This window comes from Burkholderia sp. BCC0405, assembly GCF_902833075.1.
GTDB lineage: Bacteria > Pseudomonadota > Gammaproteobacteria > Burkholderiales > Burkholderiaceae > Burkholderia.
Genome location: NZ_CADFEO010000024.1, coordinates 20,912 through 39,129, shown reverse-complemented (window position 1 = coordinate 39,129; position 18,218 = coordinate 20,912). Strand labels below are relative to the sequence as shown.

At 68.5% G+C, this 18,218-nt stretch carries 14 protein-coding genes and 1 riboswitch; of the genes, 12 read left to right on the top strand and 2 right to left on the bottom strand.

Annotated features, from left to right (window positions below; translation table 11 throughout):
* Window positions 1-51 precede the first annotated feature (51 nt).
* The gene (locus HWX36_RS30585) at window positions 52-1,338 is read left to right on the top strand and encodes a DUF445 domain-containing protein (RefSeq protein ID WP_175957578.1); all 1,287 of its coding nucleotides are present in this window, start codon (window positions 52-54) and stop codon (window positions 1,336-1,338) included.
* Window positions 1,339-1,386: 48 nt separating this feature from the next.
* Here HWX36_RS30585 and HWX36_RS30580 read toward each other — a convergent pair whose 3' ends face one another.
* Window positions 1,387-1,686, bottom strand: coding sequence for an addiction module antidote protein (locus tag HWX36_RS30580; RefSeq protein WP_175957576.1), 300 nt, complete (start codon window positions 1,684-1,686; stop codon window positions 1,387-1,389).
* A gap of 3 nt (window positions 1,687-1,689) precedes the next feature.
* Window positions 1,690-2,007, bottom strand: coding sequence for a type II toxin-antitoxin system RelE/ParE family toxin (locus HWX36_RS30575; RefSeq protein ID WP_347879237.1), 318 nt, complete (start codon window positions 2,005-2,007; stop codon window positions 1,690-1,692).
* A 359-nt stretch (window positions 2,008-2,366) separates the two neighbouring features.
* Between HWX36_RS30575 and HWX36_RS30570 the strand changes: the two genes are divergently transcribed.
* From HWX36_RS30570 to HWX36_RS30520, 11 genes are all read left to right on the top strand, one after another.
* Window positions 2,367-4,007: an acetolactate synthase large subunit gene (locus HWX36_RS30570; protein WP_175957572.1), complete on the top strand. Its 1,641-nt coding sequence runs from the start codon at window positions 2,367-2,369 to the stop codon at window positions 4,005-4,007.
* Between the two features lie 29 nt (window positions 4,008-4,036).
* Window positions 4,037-5,470, top strand: a complete 1,434-nt coding sequence (locus HWX36_RS30565) for an aldehyde dehydrogenase family protein (RefSeq protein ID WP_175957570.1) — start codon at window positions 4,037-4,039, stop codon at window positions 5,468-5,470.
* A 234-nt stretch (window positions 5,471-5,704) separates the two neighbouring features.
* Window positions 5,705-7,288: a Na+/H+ antiporter gene (locus HWX36_RS30560; RefSeq protein ID WP_175957568.1), complete on the top strand. Its 1,584-nt coding sequence runs from the start codon at window positions 5,705-5,707 to the stop codon at window positions 7,286-7,288.
* A gap of 483 nt (window positions 7,289-7,771) precedes the next feature.
* On the top strand, window positions 7,772-8,905 hold the full coding sequence (locus HWX36_RS30555; RefSeq protein ID WP_175957566.1) for a hybrid sensor histidine kinase/response regulator: 1,134 nt from the start codon (window positions 7,772-7,774) through the stop codon (window positions 8,903-8,905).
* A 122-nt stretch (window positions 8,906-9,027) separates the two neighbouring features.
* Window positions 9,028-10,704 (top strand): methyl-accepting chemotaxis protein, encoded by a 1,677-nt coding sequence (locus HWX36_RS30550; RefSeq protein WP_175957564.1) that lies wholly within the window; start codon window positions 9,028-9,030, stop codon window positions 10,702-10,704.
* Window positions 10,701-11,213 (top strand): chemotaxis protein CheW, encoded by a 513-nt coding sequence (locus HWX36_RS30545; RefSeq protein WP_175957562.1) that lies wholly within the window; start codon window positions 10,701-10,703, stop codon window positions 11,211-11,213. The genes HWX36_RS30550 and HWX36_RS30545 overlap by 4 nt, the downstream gene beginning before the upstream one ends.
* Window positions 11,210-12,616 carry a CheR family methyltransferase gene (locus tag HWX36_RS30540; RefSeq protein ID WP_175957560.1) on the top strand — a complete coding sequence of 469 codons (1,407 nt, stop codon included), beginning with the start codon at window positions 11,210-11,212 and terminating at the stop codon, window positions 12,614-12,616. The genes HWX36_RS30545 and HWX36_RS30540 overlap by 4 nt, the downstream gene beginning before the upstream one ends.
* Window positions 12,617-12,662: 46 nt before the next feature.
* Entirely contained in the window at window positions 12,663-13,370 is a 708-nt protein-coding gene (locus HWX36_RS30535) for a chemotaxis protein CheW (protein ID WP_175957558.1), read from the top strand.
* Window positions 13,367-15,676: a hybrid sensor histidine kinase/response regulator gene (locus HWX36_RS30530; protein ID WP_175957556.1), complete on the top strand. Its 2,310-nt coding sequence runs from the start codon at window positions 13,367-13,369 to the stop codon at window positions 15,674-15,676. Before HWX36_RS30535 ends, HWX36_RS30530 begins: the two co-directional genes overlap by 4 nt.
* Window positions 15,673-16,692 carry a chemotaxis response regulator protein-glutamate methylesterase gene (locus HWX36_RS30525; RefSeq protein ID WP_175957554.1) on the top strand — a complete coding sequence of 340 codons (1,020 nt, stop codon included), beginning with the start codon at window positions 15,673-15,675 and terminating at the stop codon, window positions 16,690-16,692. The genes HWX36_RS30530 and HWX36_RS30525 overlap by 4 nt, the downstream gene beginning before the upstream one ends.
* A gap of 85 nt (window positions 16,693-16,777) precedes the next feature.
* A riboswitch (Fluoride riboswitch) is annotated at window positions 16,778-16,881 on the top strand.
* Window positions 16,882-16,960: 79 nt separating this feature from the next.
* Window positions 16,961-18,202 (top strand): voltage-gated chloride channel family protein, encoded by a 1,242-nt coding sequence (locus HWX36_RS30520; RefSeq protein ID WP_175957552.1) that lies wholly within the window; start codon window positions 16,961-16,963, stop codon window positions 18,200-18,202.
* The last annotated feature ends 16 nt before the right edge of the window (window positions 18,203-18,218 follow it).

Genomic DNA, 18,218 nt, shown 5'->3' with positions numbered 1-18,218 from the left:
GGCACCGCAACCGGTGCATATTAGCGGCATCGTTCGCCCGACCGGTTGCCCATGACGCCAGACAAAGCCCTCGAACTGAAACACAGCAAGCGCCGCGCGCTGTGGCTGCTGCTGGCCGCGGTCGCGGTGTTCGTCGCGACGATCCTGCTGCCGCGCGGCCCGTGGGTCGACGGCTTCAAGGCCGTGGCCGAAGCCGCGATGGTGGGCGCGCTGGCCGACTGGTTCGCGGTCGTCGCGCTGTTCCGCCGCGTGCCGATCCCGTTCGTGTCGCGCCATACCGAGATCATTCCGAAGAACAAGGACAAGATCGCCGACAACCTCGCGGTGTTCGTGCGCGAGAAGTTCCTCGGCCCCGATGCGCTTGCCGCGCAGATTCGCCAGCACGACCCCGCGCAGAAACTCGGTGCGTGGCTCGGCGAGCCGGCGAACACCGATGCGCTCGGCGGCTATGTGACGAAGCTGATGAGTTTCGCGCTCGACATGACCGACGACGCACGGATCCAGTCGTTCGTCCATGACGCGTTTCGCGCGGTGCTCGACCGGGTCGACCTGTCGCAATCGGCCGGCGCGATCCTCGACACGCTGACGAAGGACGGCCGCCACCAGGTGCTGCTCGACGATGCGATCGAACAGGTGGTCGACGTGCTCGACAAGGAGGAGAACCGCGAGGTGATCGCGGGCTTCATCGTCGAGTGGCTGAAGACACAGTACCCGAAGGTCGAGAAGATCATGCCGACGCAGTGGTTCGGCGAGAACGGCGCGCGGATGCTCGCGAGCGCGGTGAGCCGCGTGCTGGAAGGCGTCGCGGCGGATCCCGAGCACGAGTTGCGGCAGCGCTTCGACCGGACGGTCGTGCGCTTGACCGAGCGGTTGAAGTACGATCCCGCGTTCATCGAGAAGGGCGAGGAGATCAAGCGCTATATCCGCGACGGTGCCGCGTTCAACGAATATGCGCGCGATCTGTGGGACCAGTTGCGCGCATGGCTGAAGGCCGATCTCGCGCGCCCCGATTCGGCGCTGCACCGGCAGGCCGCGATGCTCGGCGGTTGGCTCGGTGCGCGGCTGGCGGAAAGCCCGGCATTGCGTGCGTCGCTGAACGAGCACGTCGAGAAGGCCGTGCACGAGATGGCGCCGGATTTCGCGGATTTCCTGATGCGTCACATCCGCGACACGGTGCGCAACTGGGATGCGCGCGAGATGTCGCGGCAGATCGAGCTGAACATCGGCAAGGATCTGCAGTACATCCGCATCAACGGCACGCTGGTCGGCGGACTGATCGGGCTCGGGTTGTATCTGGTGTCGCTGGCGCCGCGCTGGGCGGCCGGCTGGCTGCATTGATGCGGCCGCGGCCATCGCGCAGACGGCGCGATGGCGCGCGCCCACGCATCACGCGTGCGCTTTCGAGCCGTGCAGTTGCAGGCCGAGCGCCTTGATGACCTTCAGGATCGTGCCGAAGCTCGGGTTGCCGTCGTGCGACAGCGCCTTGTACAGCCCTTCGCGCGACAGGCCCGCATCGCGCGCGACCTGCGACATGCCGCGGGCGCGTGCGATCACGCCGAGCGCGTGCGCGATGAAGGCCGGATCGTCGCCGGCTTCCTGCAGGCAGGCTTCGAAGTAGTCGGCCATGTCGTCTTCGGTTTTCAGATGGTCGGCCGAATCCCACGGCCGGGTGGGGATCTTGTCCATCGATCACTCCATGTCGAGATGCGCAAGCATCGCGTGCGCGGCGCGGATGTCGGCCTGTTGCGTCGATTTATCGCCGCCGCAGAGCAGGATGACCCAGATCGTCCCGCGCCGGACGTAGTAGACGCGGTAGCCGGGACCATGGTCGATACGCATTTCGACGACCGGCGAGCCGACGGATTTCCAGTCGCCCGGATTGCCCATCGACAGGCGGTCGATGCGTGCCTGGATGCGGCGCTTCGCGACGCGATCCGGCAGGCCGGCAAACCATGCGTCGAAGATGTCGGTGGTCCGGATGCTGAACGTAGGCGCACTGTAGGGCATGGATTGCAGTATGTCAACCATGGTTCACAGATGTATCGGGCTATTCCGTAGTCGCTACATTAGGGCCGCCCGCTTCGTTTGCGCGCCAAATGGCCGTTTGGCCGAAGTCGAAGTTTTCCGAATCCGTCTACAATCAATCCCGTCTTTGCCGCCCGTGCGCGCTCGCCGCGCACGGGCGGGTCCGTTCGTCCTCCGGTATCCGGGGGCGCCGCCGCGCATCGCGCATCGCGCGCATGACGTGGCGGGAAGTGCCGTGGTTTGTGTCCAGTAGGTAAAGCGTCCGCGTGCCGTAGGCCGGCGCGCGTTCTGAACGCCGCGCGTCCGTAGGCCGGGCAGGCGGCATCAACCGAGAGTCCCCCATGAAAGCATCGGATCTGTTCGTGAAGGCGCTGGAAGCCGAAGGCGTCGAGTACGTGTTCGGTATTCCCGGCGAGGAAAACCTCGATCTGCTCGAATCGCTGCGGCGATCGAAAATCAAGCTCGTGCTGACCCGGCACGAGCAGGCGGCCGGCTTCATGGCCGCCACCTATGGCCGCCTGACGGGCCGCACCGGCGTGTGCCTCGCGACGCTCGGGCCAGGCGCGACGAACTTCGTGACGGCCGCCGCGTATGCGCAGCTCGGCGGCATGCCGATGCTGATGATCACCGGGCAGAAGCCGATCAAGTCCAGCAAGCAGGGCCACTTCCAGATCGTCGACGTGGTCGACATGATGCAGCCGCTCACGAAGTTCACGCGGCAGATCGTGTCGATCGGCAACATCCCGTCGGCCGTGCGCGAGGCGTTTCGCCGTGCGGAGGAAGAGCGCCCGGGCGCCGCGCACCTCGAACTGCCGGAAGACATCGCGCACGAGGAGGGCGACGGCAAGCCGATCCCGCGCAGCTACAGCCGGCGGCCGGTGGCCGAGGAGAAGGCGGTCGCGCATGCGGTCGACGCGATCCAGGCCGCGCGCCATCCGCTGCTGATGATCGGCGCGGGCGGCAACCGCAAGACCACCTGCAAGATGCTGCTCGAATTCGTCGACAAGACGGGCATCCCGTTCTTCACGACGCAGATGGGCAAGGGCGTGATCGACGAGACGCACCCGCTGTGGCTCGGTAACGCGACGCTGTCCGACGGCGATTTCGTGCACCGCGCGATCGAGCATGCAGACTGCATCATCAACGTCGGCCACGACGTGATCGAGAAGCCGCCGTTCTTCATGCGTACCGACGACAAGACCGTGATCCACGTGAACTTCCTCGGTGCGCAGGTCGACCCCGTCTACTTCCCGCAGATCGAGGTGGTCGGCGACATCGCGAATGCGGTGTGGCAGATGAAGGAGGCGCTCGCGCCGCAGCCGCACTGGGATTTCGAGCGCTTCGCGATGATCAAGGCGCATTTCGACGCCCATCTGGAGAAGGGCCAGCACGATGCACGCTTCCCGATGTACCCGGTGCGAATCGTCAACGATCTTTACAACGCAATGCCGGTCGACGGCATCGTCTGTCTCGACAACGGGATGTACAAGATCTGGTTCGCGCGTTACTGGCGCGCGCACGAGCCGAATTCGCTGCTGCTCGACAACGCGCTCGCGTCGATGGGCGCGGGGCTGCCGTCGGCGATCGCGACGAAGATCGTGCATCCGCAGCGCAAGGTGATCGCCGTGTGCGGTGACGGCGGCTTCATGATGAATTCGCAGGAGCTCGAAACGGCCGTGCGGCTGAAGCTCGACCTCGTCGTGATGATCCTGCGCGACGACGCGTTCGGCATGATCCGCTGGAAGCAGGAGAACATGAACTTCCCCGATTTCGCGATGACGCTGCAGAACCCCGATTTCGTCGCGTATGCGCAAAGCTATGGCGCGCACGGGCATCGCGTCGAATCGGCCGACGATCTCGAGCCGCTGCTGCGCGAGTGTTTCTCGTCGCCGGGCGTGCACGTGATCGACGTGCCGATCGACTACTCGGATAACGAGCGCGTGCTGAACCGCGAGATCAAGCGCCTGTCGGCGCAACTCTGAATGTCCCGTTCACAGGAAGGAGCCGTTCCATGTTGAAGGAAACCTATCCGTACTATCTCGCCAACGAAGCCGTCTACGCGAACACCGATCTGGAAGTGACGGACAAGTTCAGCGGCGAGGTCGCGACGCGCGTCGCGCTGGCCGACGCGAAGGCGATCGATGCGGCGATCGGCGCGGCGGTCGCCGCCGCGAAGCCGATGCGCGAGCTGCCGGCCTACAAGCGGCAGGCGGTGCTCGACCATTGCGTCGCGCGCTTTCGCGAGCGCTTCGACGAGCTGGCCGAGGCGCTGTGCATCGAGGCCGGCAAGCCGATCAACGATTCAAAGGGCGAAGTCACGCGGCTGATCGACACGTTCCGCGTGGCGTCCGAGGAATCGGTGCGTATCGACGGCGAAATCATCAACCTCGAGATCTCCGCGCGTGCGCAGGGCTATACGGGCTACACGAAGCGCGTGCCGGTCGGCCCGTGCTCGTTCATCTCGCCGTTCAACTTCCCGCTGAACCTCGCCGCGCACAAGGTCGCGCCCGCGCTTGCGGCCGGCTGCCCGTTCGTGCTGAAGCCCGCGAGCCGCACGCCGATCGGCGCGCTGATCATCGGCGAGGTGCTCGCGGAAACCGATTTGCCGAAGGGCGCGTTCTCGGTGCTGCCCGCGCATCGCGACGGCGCCGATCTCTTCACGACCGACGAGCGTTTCAAGCTGCTGTCGTTTACGGGCTCGCCGGCCGTCGGCTGGGCGCTGAAGGAGAAGGCCGGCAAGAAGAAAGTCGTGCTGGAGCTCGGCGGCAACGCGGCCGCGATCGTCGATGCGGACCAGTGCGACCGGCTCGACTACGTGGTCGAGCGTCTTGCGTTCGGCGCGTACTACCAGTCGGGCCAGAGCTGCATCGGCGTGCAGCGGATCCTCGTGCATGCCGACCTGTACGACGCGTTGCGCGAAAAGCTGATCGCGAAGACCCGTTCGCTGAAGATGGGCGATCCGAAGGATCCGGCGACGTTCGTTGGCCCGATGATCTCCGAATCCGAATCGCGCCGGCTGTCGGGCTGGATGGATGCGGCCGTCGCGGCGGGCGCGAAGATCGTCGCGGGCGGCAAGGTCGATGGCGCGATGTTCGAGGCGACGCTGCTGGAAAACGTCGGGCGCGAGCAGGACCTGTACCGGAAGGAGGCCTTCGGCCCCGTCGCGATCCTCGAGAAGTTCGACCGCTTCGACGACGCGCTCGCGCGCGTGAACGACAGCGACTTCGGGCTGCAGGCCGGCGTGTTTACCGATTCGCTCGCACATGCGCAACGCGCGTGGGACGAACTGGAGGTCGGCGGCGTGGTGATCAACGACGTGCCGTCGTTCCGCGTCGACAACATGCCGTACGGCGGCGTGAAGGATTCGGGCCTCGGCCGCGAAGGGATCCGCTACGCGATCGAGGACATGACCGAGCCGCGGCTGATGGTCGTGCGGCGCCGGTAGCGCGCGGGCAGGCAGCGCGGTGCCGCAACGGCACGCAGGCGGGCGATCGGGCCGGCCCGCGTGCCGTTTTTCATGGCGTCGTGCCCGCCGGGCCGGCGCCGGCTCGCACGGTGCCCGCGGCGGGCTGCCCGAACGCGCTCGACTGCGGGCCTCGCCTCGTGATGTAATCGCGCGAAACTGCCGACCGGGGTACGACGCCGGAAAGCGCGAATTCATTCTTCATGAGGTCGATTCATGTCTCCCGTCTCGGCATTCAAGCTGGTTCTGTTGTCATTCCTCGCGATCGTCGCGCTCGAATGCATCGCCAAGCGGCTGCGGCTGCCGCCCGCGGCCGCGCTGCTGATCGGCGGCATCGGCATCGCGTTCATCCCCGGCCTGCCGCCGATCGATCTCGACCCCGAACTGGTGCTGCTGGTGTTCCTGCCGCCGCTGCTGATGGACGGCGCGTACTCCTCGGTGTGGGAGGAGTTCAAGCGCAACGTCGGCGGCATCCTGCTGCTCGCGATCGGCGCGGTCGTGTTCACGACGTTCGCGGTCGGATTCGCCGTGCACTGGGTGGCGCCGTCGCTGCCGTGGGCCGCGTGCTTCGCGCTCGGCGCGATCGTGTCGCCGCCCGACGCCGTTGCAGCGAAGGCCGTGCTCGAGCGCGTCGCGCTGCCGCGCCGGCTGATGGTGCTGCTCGAAGGCGAGAGCCTGTTGAACGATGCGGCAGGCCTCGTGCTGTTCCGCTTCGCGGTCGCTGCCGCGCTGACCGGCGCGTTCAGCCTCGAGCACGCGGTCGTGCGCTTCGCGGGGCTGGGGCTCGGTGGCGTGGCGATCGGCTTTGCGGTCGGCACGCTCGTCGTGTGGTTCCTGAAGCTGCTCGACGACGACTATCTCGTGATCACCGTTGCGGTGATCGCCGGCTGGATCGCGTACATCGCGGGGGAAATGGTCGACGTGTCCGGCGTGATCGCCACCGTCACGGCCGGCATGATCATCGGCTGGCATCAGCACGAGGTGTTCTCGGCGGCCGTGCGCACGCGCGGCACCGCGTTCTGGCAGGTCATCGTGTTCCTGCTCGAAGCGATGGTGTTCGTGCTGATCGGGCTGTCGCTGCGCGGCGCGATGCACCGGCTCGGCGGCTTCGAACAGGTGCTCGGCACGATGGTGGAACCCGTGCTCGCGGTGCTGGCGGCGGTGATCGTGTCGCGCTTCGTGTGGATCTACGCGGTCGAGGCGCTGAAGTGGCCGGTGCGCGGGATCGCGCGGCGCGGCGACGCGCCCGACTGGAAGGCCGCGACGATCATGAGCTGGGCCGGGATGCGCGGCGTCGTCACGCTGGCGATCGCGTTGTCGCTGCCCGAGACGATGCCCGGCCGCGACGTGATCCTGGTCGCGTCGTTCGCGGTGATCCTCGTCACCGTGCTGCTGCAGGGCACGACGATCGGGCCGCTGATCCGGCTGTTGCGCCTGCCGCAGCGCGAAGAACGCGCGGCGCACCACCTGACCGAGCCGCAGACGTGGGCGTACGTCGAGGCGGCGCAGCTCGCGGCGATCCAGCCGCTCGTGCGCGACGAGAACGGGGTCGTGATCCATCCGCGCCTGCTCGAGCAGTACACATACCGCGCGGAATTGACCGAGCGGGCGAAGAACGAGCCCGCGTATCCGGCGGAAGTGCGCGCCGCACACTACGACGTCGTGCTGGCCGCGATCAAGGCCGGGCGCGCGGAACTGTTGCGCCTGCACCGTTCTGGCCGCATCCACGACGAGATGCTGCACGCACTCGAACGCGACCTCGACCTGCAGGAAGTGTCCGCGCAGCACGCGCGGGGGTAAGGCCGCACGCCTCCGTCATCCTGCCATCGAGCGGCCGGCGCCTGCCGGCTCGAAGCGCGTCCGGGCCGATCGCTGTCCGGCGCGCTTTTTTCTTTCGCGCGCCCGCCGATTTTGAGGGGCTTTCATCCGGCCCTTAAATGTGACGGGCAACCAGCCTTGCGGCGCATGCAAACCTTATCGCACCGGTCTCGCAAACGTTATCGTCTTTCGAATCCGGAAATGATCTGATTTAACTCTTTCCGTCTCTTTCTGCATATTTGGCAAAACTAAACCGGAAGGAGATAGATGCTGTGTTCTAATTTCATTTAGAATCAGCCGGTTATGTTTATTGAGAGAAAGGATGCGGAGGTAATGCGGCCGCTCACGGGGGGGAATCGGCGTCCGGATCCCTGCAAGGCCGTGCCGACAGGCCAAATCGGCGGAATCAGGCGGGGTTTTCAACCGCCAAAATAAGATAGCGTCCAAGTCTGATAAGCAACTCCTATGAAAGAATCGATTGGAGAATCGGCGTTTGAAACTGTATTTATGAAAGAATCGAGCGGTGATAATGCCTCGGATTGTCTTGAATCGGGGTTATCGGTCCTTCTCGTCGACGATCAACCGTTCGTCGGTGAGGTGATCCGCCGCGCGCTGCGCAGCGAACACGACATCGACCTGCACGTGTGCACCGACGCGCACCGGGCGATGGCGGTTGCGCGCGACGTGAAGCCGACTGTCATCCTGCAGGATCTCGTGATGCCGGAGATCGACGGCCTCGATCTGGTCCGCGCGTGGCGCGCGGACGCCGCCACGGCTCGCGTGCCGATCATCGTGCTGTCCGCGAAGGAGGAGCCGATCGTCAAGCGCGAGGCATTCATCGCCGGCGCGAACGACTATCTGGTGAAGCTCCCCGATGCGATGGAACTGGCCGCCCGCATCCGCTATCACTCGAATTCTTACCTGATGTCCCGGCAGCGCGACGAGGCGCTCGATTTCCTGTCGCACGACATGCGTTCACCGCAGACGTCGATCCTCGCGCTGCTCGACGTCTACCGGACCGAGCACGGCGAGATGCCGGCGATCATGGAGCGCATTGCCGGCCATGCGCGGCGCGCGCTCGCGCTTGCCGACGGCTTCATCCACCTGACCCGCGCGCAGTCCGAGCGCCGCGCGCACGAGGTGGTGAGTCTCAACGAGATCGTGCTCGATGCCGTCGACCAGCTGTGGGAAAAGGCGGCCGGGCTTGGCAGCCGGGTCGCCGCGCACGTGCCCGATACCGAATGCGTGACGATGGGCGACCGCATGATGCTGACGCGCGCGGTCGCGAACCTGATCGACAACGGGCTGAAGTACGGCCCGGCCGGCACGGACGTGCACTGCACGCTGAGCAGCGAGGACGGCGCTTGGCTGATCGGTGTCGAGGATACCGGCGCCGGGATCGCGCCGGAGCAGCGCACGGCCGCGACCGAGTCGTTCGTGCAGCTCGAATCCGCGCATGGCGCGGCGCGCGGCGGCTTCGGCCTCGGGCTCGCGTTCGTCCGCGCGACGGCCGCGCGGCATCGCGGCCAGATCCTGATGCGCAATACGGCGCGCGGCTTCATGGTCGCGCTTCGGCTGCCGGCGCAAGCGGAGCGGTGATTTCACGGCGCGGCCTGCCGGCGCCGCGCCGCCCGCAGACCCCGATGCGCTCGTGGCGCGCCGTCCGGCGCGCAGGCGGGCGCGGTTTTTTTCAACGCTGATTTATAAAGCCCATAACGAACATGGCCACCGTGACGCCCCGCGCGACCAATGAAAGCCTGCATCCGACGATCGGCGCTACCCGGCTGACGCTCGGCAATCGCATCCTGCTCAGCTTCGGCGTGCTGTTCGTGCTGATGCTGGTGACGGCCGGCGTGTCCTACGAGCGACTGCGCGCGATCAACAGCGAAGCCGTCAGCATCGAGCGCGACTCGCTGCCCGGCGTCTACCTCGCTTCGTCGCTGCGCGGTGCGGTTAACGAATCGTTCATGCTGCTGCAGCAGGCGACCTTCGTCGACACCGAGCCCGCAACCGCGCAGCGCGATCTCGCGAAGATCACCGACGCGCTGAAGGACGTCGAATCGCTGTCGGCCGATTACCAGAACGCGACGTTCCGCGACGACGACCGGCAGCGCTTCGCGGCGTTCCGCGGCGCGTACGAGCGCTACGTGCCGCTGCTGAACGAAGCCGTGCAGAAGAACCGCGTGTCGCGCGAGGAGGCTGTCGCCGCGTACGCGAAAACGCTGCCGGCGTGGACCGAGGTCGTGCGCAACGCGAACGTGCTGGTGCAGGAAAACCGCAAGTTCGCCGAGCAATCCGCGAAGCTGATCCGCGACTCCGTGCAGGACACCGAAGTCGTGCTCGCGGTTGCGGTGGCGTTCGTGCTGCTGTCCGCGGCCGGGCTCGGCTACGTGCTGTATCGATCGGTCACCGTACCGATGGCGCGGCTCGTCGAGGTGCACGACGTGATGCGCACCGGCAACCTGACGCACCGCCTCGACCTGCGCCGCCGCGACGAATTCGGCACGCTCGAGACGGGCTTCAACCGGATGGCCGACGAGCTGACCGAGCTCGTCGCACGCGCGCAGCAGTCGTCGCTGCAGGTGACGACGTCGGTCGCGGAAATCGCCGCGACGTCGCGCGAACAGCAGGCGACCGCGAACGAAACCGCGGCGACGACGACCGAGATCGGCGCGACTTCGCGCGAGATCTTCGCGACGTCGCGCGACCTGCTGCGCACGATGAACGAAGTGGCCGGCGTGGCCGAGCAGTCGGCGACGCTCGCGGGCGTGAGCCAGAGCGGGCTCACGCGGATGGGCGAGACGATGCGCAGCGTGATGGACGCGGCCGGGTCGGTGAACGCGAAGCTCGCGATCCTCAACGAGAAGGCGCTGAACATCAACCAGGTGGTCGCGACGATCACCAAGGTGGCCGACCAGACCAACCTGCTGTCGCTGAACGCGGCGATCGAGGCCGAGAAGGCCGGCGAGTACGGCCGCGGCTTCGCGGTCGTCGCGACCGAGATCCGCCGTCTTGCCGACCAGACGGCGGTGGCGACCTACGACATCGAGCAGACGGTGAAGGAAATCCAGTCGGCCGTGTCGGCGGGCGTGATGGGAATGGACAAGTTCTCCGAGGAAGTGCGCCGCGGAATGCTCGACGTGCAGCAGGTCGGCGGGCAGCTGTCGCAGATCATCGCCGAGGTGCAGACGCTCGCGCCGCGTTTCCAGATGGTCAACGAAGGCATGCAGACGCAGGCGAACGGCGCCGAGCAGATCACGCAGGCGCTGTCGCAGCTGTCGGAGGCCGCGCAGCAGACGGCCGAGTCGCTGCGCCAGTCGTCGCAGGCGATCGACGACCTGACGCTCGTCGCGAACCAGTTGCGCACCAGCGTGTCGCGCTTCAAGGTCGACGCGTGACGCGCGCCGATACGCAGAACGGCGCCCACGCGCTGTTCCTGATGTTCGCGCTCGACGGCGAGCGCTATGCGCTCGACGCGGCCGGCATCGACGAGGTGCTGCCGCTTGCGGTCACGAAGGCCGTGCCCGGCGCACCCGAATGGATCGCCGGGCTGCTGATGCGCGCCGGCCAGCCGGTGCCGGTGATCGACGTGCCGATGCTGGCGCTCGGGCGCCGCGCGCAGGTGTTGCGCTCGACGCGGCTCGTGATGGTCCGCTATCGCGCGGACGAAGCGGGCGGCGAGCGCACGATCGGGCTGATCGTCGAGCGTGCGACGCAGACGATGCGGATCGACCGCGCGGCGTTTCGGTCGAGCGGCATCTCGACCGCGCGCGCGCGCTGGCTCGGGCCCGTCGCGAATACGCCCGATGGCGTCGTGCAGCAGGTATCGGTGTCCGGCCTGATCGACGACATAGCGCGCCTGTATCTGTTCGACGGCCTGCCGGGCCACGGGGGAGAGTCCGCATGAAAGAGTCCGAATCGCGATTTCGCGGCTGGCTGCTGCGCGAGACCGGCATCGACCCCGATTCGCTCGGTAACGATTTCCTGACCCGCGCGTTGACGGAACGCGTGAATGCGCTGCAGGCGGACGGCGAGCGCCTGCCGTCGGCGGCGCGGCCGCCCGTGACGCAGGACGCGCTCGACGCCTACTGGCAGCAGCTCAACGCGTCGGCCGACGAGCGGCGTGCGCTGATCGAGCTGTTCGTCGTGCCCGAGACCTGGTTCTTCCGCGACCGCGAGGCCTTCGCGACGCTCGCGCGGCTCGCGGCCGAACGGCTCGCCGCGCTGCCCGGCCGGGTGATCCGCGTGCTGAGCGCACCGTGCTCGACGGGCGAGGAGCCGTATTCCGCGGCGATGGCGCTGTTCGACGCGGGGCTCGACCCGGCCAGCTTCACGATCGACGCGATCGACCTCAGCGCGCGCGCGATCGAGCAGGCTCGGCTCGGCTGCTACGGGCGCAATGCGTTCCGCGGCACCGCGACGGAGTTTCGCGCGCGGCACTTCACGCCGACCCGCGACGGCTGGCTGCTCGACGAGCGCGTGCGCGCGTGCGTGCAGTTCAGTCAGGCGAACCTCGTCGAACCGGCCACGGATACGGGCATTCGCTACGATTTCGTGTTCTGCCGCAACGTGCTGATCTACTTCGATCGCGACGCGCAGGATCGCGTGATCCGCTCGCTCGACGAGCGCCTGGCCGACGACGGCATGCTGTTCGTCGGGCCGGCCGAAACGGGTGTCGCGATGCGGCACGGGATGCGCTCGGCGCGCGTGCCGCTGGCCTTCGCGTTTCATCGCGAGCCCGCGGGCGCGGCGCCCGACGTATTCGCGGCCCGGCCGGCGGCGCCGCTGTCGGCGCCAGCGCCGTATCGGCGCGCGGAGCGCTTCACGGTGGCTCCGCTCGCGGCGACGCGCTCGGTGCTGGCGGTCGCACCGCCGGCCTGGCCCGGCGACACGCGTCAGCCGGTCGCGGCGCCGTCGGCCATGCGCGCGGCCGCGTTCGACGCACGGGGCGGCCTGCCGGTGACGGCGGCCGAACCGGCCGCGTCGCTCGCCCCGGCTGCCGAAAGCGCCGCGCCGACGCTGGAAGATGCGCAGGCGCTGGCGAATGCCGGCGCGTTCGACGAGGCCGAGCGCGTGCTCGCGCAGTTCTCGGCGCGCGTCGGGCCGCATGCCGATGCGTTCTACCTGAACGGGCTGATCGCGGATGCGCGCGGACGCGCCGCGGAAGCCGGCGACTTCTACCGGAAGGCGCTGTACCTGAGGCCCACGCACCACGAAGCGCTGACCCATCTCGCGACGCTGCTCGACGTCGGCGGCGATCGCGCGGGCGCGCAATGGCTGCTCGAGCGCGCACGGCGCTCGGCCGGCTGACAAGACTACGGGTTGGGGACCGACACCGCGATGACCAGAGGAATTCATGAACCGCGCCGCCGCTGCCATTGACGAGACGACGATCGACATCGACGATTGCTGGAACCGGATCGGCACGCGCGGCGACCGCACCTGCGAGCGGCTGAACGACTGCCTGCGCTGCCTGAACTGCCCGGTGTACGCGTATCACGCGGCGAAGCTGCTCGAGCGTCCGCTCGACGGGGCCGAGATGGCCGACACCACGCGCCGGATGAGCGCACCCGGCGCGCCGCACGTGCACGACGCCGATGCCGATACGCATCACGCGGCGCTGGCATTCCGCGTGGCCGACGAATGGCTCGCGCTGCCGATCGGCGTGCTGCGCGAGATCGCCGGCACGCGGCCGATCCATTCGCTGCCGCATCGCCGCAATTCGGCCGTGCGCGGCGTGGTCAACATCCGCGGCACGCTGCGCATCGCGATCTCGATCGGCGCGCTGCTCGGCCTCGGCGCCGGCAAGGGCGGCAGCGGCGGTGACGATGGCCGCTTCACGCGGTTGCTGGTGGCTGCACACCAGGGCGAGCCGGTCGTGTTTCCGGTCGACGAAGTCGAGGGCGTGCTGCGCTTCGGCGCCTCCGACTGGGTGCCCGTTCCGGCGACGGTCGGGCGCGCGAGCGCCGGCCTGTCGCGCGGCGTGCTGTCGTGGCGCGGCAAGTCGGTGGGCCTGCTCGACGACGACCGCCTGTTCGACGCAGTCACACGGAGCATGCGATGAGCGGCGATGACGATCTGAGCCACCTGTCGCTGCTCGAGCTGTATCGCGAGGAGACGCGCACGCAGACCCAGGCGCTGTCGGAGCGGCTGCTCGCGCTCGAATCGGGCGAACCCGATTCCGTCGCGCTCGAGGCATGCATGCGCGCCGCGCATTCGCTGAAGGGCGCCGCGCGCATCGTCGGCGTGCCGCTCGGCGTCGAGATCGCGGGGCGGATGGAAGAGTGCTTCGTCGCCGCGCAGGCCGGCACGATCGCACTGACGGCCACGCACGTCGACGTGCTGCTGGCGGGCGTCGATCTGCTGGTGCGCGTCGGCGATCCGCAGGGGCAACCCGTGACGCAGACGGAGATCGACGTGTTCGCGGCGGCGCTGACCGGCGCCGATGGCGCGCAGACGATGCAGGCGCCGTCCGCCGTCCCGCCGCCGGTGCCGCCGTCGGTCGTGCCGTATCGCGAGCACGACGGCGCCGCGAACGAGCCCGTCGGGGCCAGCGCCGCGGTGCCGCCGCTCGCCGTGTCGGCCCCGGTGCCCGATCCGGCCCAGGCCGGCCGCGTGGCCGGCGCCGGCGCGATGCGCCGCGTGCGTGCGGATACGCTGAACCGGCTGCTGAGCCTGTCGGGCGAGTCGCTGGTCGAATCGCGCTGGCTCAAGCCGTTCGCCGAATCGATGCTGCGCGTGAAGCGTGCACAGCGCGACGCGGCCCGGTCGCTCGATTTGATGTACGAACAATTCGCCGACGATCTCGACGCGGGCATGCTCGCGTCGATGAACGAAGTGCGGCACATGCTCAACGACCTGCAGCGTTCGCTCGCCGAGCGCATGGACGAATTCGACCGCTTCGAGCGGCGCAGCACGCATATCGCCGAGCAGCTTTACGACGAAGCGTTGCAGTGCCGGATGCGGCCGTTCGGCGACGCGACGCGCGCGTACCCGCGCATCGTCCGCGATCTTGCGCGCTCGCTCGGCAAGCAGGTGCGTTTCTCGATCGTCGGCGAGGGCACGCAGGTCGACCGCGACATCCTCGATCTGCTCGACGCGCCGCTCGGCCACCTGCTGCGCAACGCGATCGATCACGGCGTCGATTCGCCGGACGCACGGCGTGCGCGCGGCAAGCCGGCCGAGGCGAGCGTGACGCTGGAGGCGCGTCACAGCGCCGGCTCGCTGCTCGTCAGCGTGATCGACGACGGTCCGGGCGTCGACATGGACGCGCTGCGCGCGGCCGTCGTGCGCCAGCGCTTGACCGACGACGAGACGGCCGCGCGGCTGTCCGATCCGGAGTTGCTCGAATTCCTGCTGCTGCCGGGTTTCTCGATGCGCGATGCGGTGACCGACGTGTCGGGCCGCGGCGTCGGCCTCGACGCGGTGCAGGAGATGGTGCGCGGCGTGCGCGGCGCGGTGCGGATCTTCAACGAGCCGGGCGCGGGCATGCGCTTCGTGCTGCAGTTGCCGCTCACGCTGTCGGTGATCCGCAGCCTGCTCGTCGAAGTGGGCGGCGAACCGTATGCGTTCCCGCTCGCGCACGTGCGCCGCACGCTCGAACTCGCGCACGACGATATCGACGTGCTCGAAGGGCAGCCGCATTTCCCGTTCGACGGCCGGCGCGCGGGCCTCGTCGCTGCGCACCAGTTGCTCGACGCGGGCGAGCCCGACGTCGCGCGCACGAGCACGGCGGTCGTGGTGGTCGGCGGGGAGCCCGAGTTGTACGGCGTCGCGGTCGACCGCTTCCTCGGCGAGCGGATGCTCGTCGTGCAGCCGCTCGACAGCCGCCTGCACAAGATCCAGAACATCGCGGCCGGCGCGCTGCTCGAGAACGGCGACCCGGTGCTGATCGTCGACGTCGAGGACCTGATCCGCTCGGTCGACAAGCTCGTGCGCGGCGGGCAGCTCGCGCGGCTCACGCGTGATCCGCAACTCGCGCTCGCCGACCGGCGCCGCCGCGTGCTCGTCGTCGACGATTCGCTGACGGTGCGCGAACTCGAACGCAAGCTGCTGGAAAAGCGCGGCTACGACGTGACGGTGGCGGTCGACGGGATGGAAGGCTGGAACGCGGTGCGCAGCGAAGGGTTCGATCTGGTCGTCACGGACGTCGACATGCCGCGCATGGACGGCATCGAGCTCGTCACGTTGATCAAGAGCGATCCGATGCTCAAGCGCTTGCCGGTGATGATCGTGTCGTACAAGGATCGCGACGAGGATCGCCGTCGCGGCCTCGATGCGGGCGCCGACTACTACCTCGCGAAGAGCAGCTTCCACGACGAGGCGTTGCTCGACGCCGTGCACGACCTGATCGGGGACGCGCGCGGATGAACATCGGCATCGTCAACGACTTGCCGCTCGCCGTGGAGGCGCTGCGCCGCGTGCTCGCGCTGCGCGCGGACCATCGCGTGCTGTGGGTCGCAACCGACGGCGACGAGGCGGTGGATTTCTGCGTCGCGCATCCGCCCGATCTCGTGTTGATGGACCTCGTGATGCCGAAGGTCGACGGCGTGGCCGCGACACGCCGGATCATGGCGCGCTCGCCGTGCGCGATCCTGATCGTGACGGCGAGCGTCAGCGCGAACACGTCGTCGGTGTACGAAGCGATGGGCGCCGGCGCGCTCGATGCGGTCGACACGCCGACGCTCGCGCTCGGGCTGTCGACCGATGCGTCGCCGCAGGCGCTGCTCGCGAAGATCGACCAGATCGGCCGCCTGCTCGAAAGCCGGACCGCGGCGCTCGTGCCGCCGGGGCCGGCGCCCGAGCGTGGCCAGCCGACGCTCGTCGCGATCGGCGCGTCGGCGGGCGGGCCGACCGCGCTGACCGCATTGCTGCGTGCGCTGCCGGCCGACTTTCCGGCGGCAATCGTGATCGTCCAGCATGTCGACCAGGCGTTCGCGCTCGGGATGGCCGAGTGGCTCGACGGGTATACGCGGTTGCCGGTGCGCGTCGCGCGGCAGGGCAGCGTGCCGCAGGCCGGCGAGGTGCTGCTCGCGGCGACCAACGATCACCTGTACCTGTCGCCGCGCGGCGTGCTCGGCTATACGCGGCATCCGGTCGAGACGCCGTACCGGCCGTCGATCGATGTGTTCTTCAACAGCGTCGCGGATGGCTGGCAGGGCGAAGCGTTCGGCGTGCTGCTGACGGGCATGGGGCGCGACGGCGCGCTCGGCCTGAAGGCGATGCGCGCGAAGGGCTGCTACACGATCGCGCAGGACGAGGCGACCAGCGCCGTCTACGGGATGCCGAAGGCGGCCGCGGCGATCGGCGCGGCGTCGGCAATCCTGCCGCTCGAGCGGATCGCGCCTCAGCTGGTCTCGCGCATCACGCGGCCGCTGCGCGACTGACGGCGCCCGAGGGGCGCTGCGATGCCGCGTCGTTCCGGGGCGCCGGCGGCCGCATTGCGGGCGGCGCGGGGCGTCGCGTACAATGGCGGCCAGCGGAGATGGCATGCCTCCCTGCGGTCGTATTCGGCGCGTTGCGCACGGTGCGGCCCTCAACCGCCGGTTAGCCCGGCTGATGATGCCTGCGTGTTCCTGGGTCGTCAGGAGGTCGCAGGCCGTCCATGCGGTATTCTGCCGCCCAGGTTTTGATGTTCCGTCGAATCTGGAAATCATGTTTTTCACGACTTCTGCCGATCTTCTCGCGACCGCGCGCTACGTGTGCCGCTGGCTCGCGCTCTCGGCCCTGCTTGGCACGCTGGCCGGCACGGCTTCCGCCCTGTTCCTGATCGCGCTCGACTGGGCGACCGGCACGCGCGTGGCGCACCCGTGGCTGCTGTGGGGGCTGCCGGCCGCCGGTTTTGCGACCGGCTGGATCTACCATCGCTTCGGCCAGTCCGTCGCGCGCGGCAACAACCTGCTGATCGACGAGATTCACGACCCGAAGGCGCTCGTGCCGAAGCGGATGGCGCCGCTCGTGCTCGTCGCGACCGTCGTCACGCACCTGTTCGGCGGCTCGGCCGGCCGCGAGGGCACCGCCGTGCAGATGGGCGGCGCGCTCGCCGATCGCGTCACGCACGTGTTTCGTCTCGATCGCGACCATCGCCGCGTGCTGCTGATGGGGGGCATCGCGGCCGGCTTCGCATCGGTGTTCGGCACGCCGCTCGCCGGCGCCGTGTTCGGGCTCGAAGTGCTCGCGATCGGGCGCGTGCGCTACGACGCGCTGCTGACCTGCGTCGCATCGGCGATCGTCGCGGACGTCGTATGTCGCGCGTGGGGCGTGCATCACACGGCCTATGCGATTCCGTTCGTGCCGGCCGTGTCGGCGACGGGGCTGGCCGTGACGGTCGTCGCGGGCATGGCGTTCGGCGTGGTCGGGCGGCTGTTCGCGTTTGCGACGCATGCGCTGACCGCGTGGTTCAGGCGCGTCGTCCGCTATGCGCCGCTGCAGCCGGTGCTCGGCGGCCTGCTGGTCGCCGCGGCCGCCACCGCGTGGAACGTGCCGCAATATCTCGGCCTCGGCATCCCGACGATCGAGGCCGCGTTTCATGGCCCGCTGCCGCTCTACGATTTCGCGGGCAAGTTCGCGTTCACCGTGGTCACCCTCGCGTCGGGGTTCAAGGGCGGTGAAGTGACGCCGCTGTTCTACATCGGCGCGACGCTCGGCAACGCACTCGGCCAGGTGCTGGCGCTGCCGATGCCCGTGCTGGCGGGGCTCGGCTTCGTCGCGGTGTTCGCCGGCGCGGCCAACACGCCGATCGCGTCGACGATCATGGCGATCGAACTGTTCGGCGCGGATATCGGCGTGTATGCGATCGTCGCGTGTGTCGTCGCGTATCTGTTCTCGGGGCACGCGGGCATTTATCGCGCGCAGCGCGTGGCGGTGGGGAAGGGCGCGCAGGCGGAAGCGGAGTGAGGCGGGCGCGGAAGCC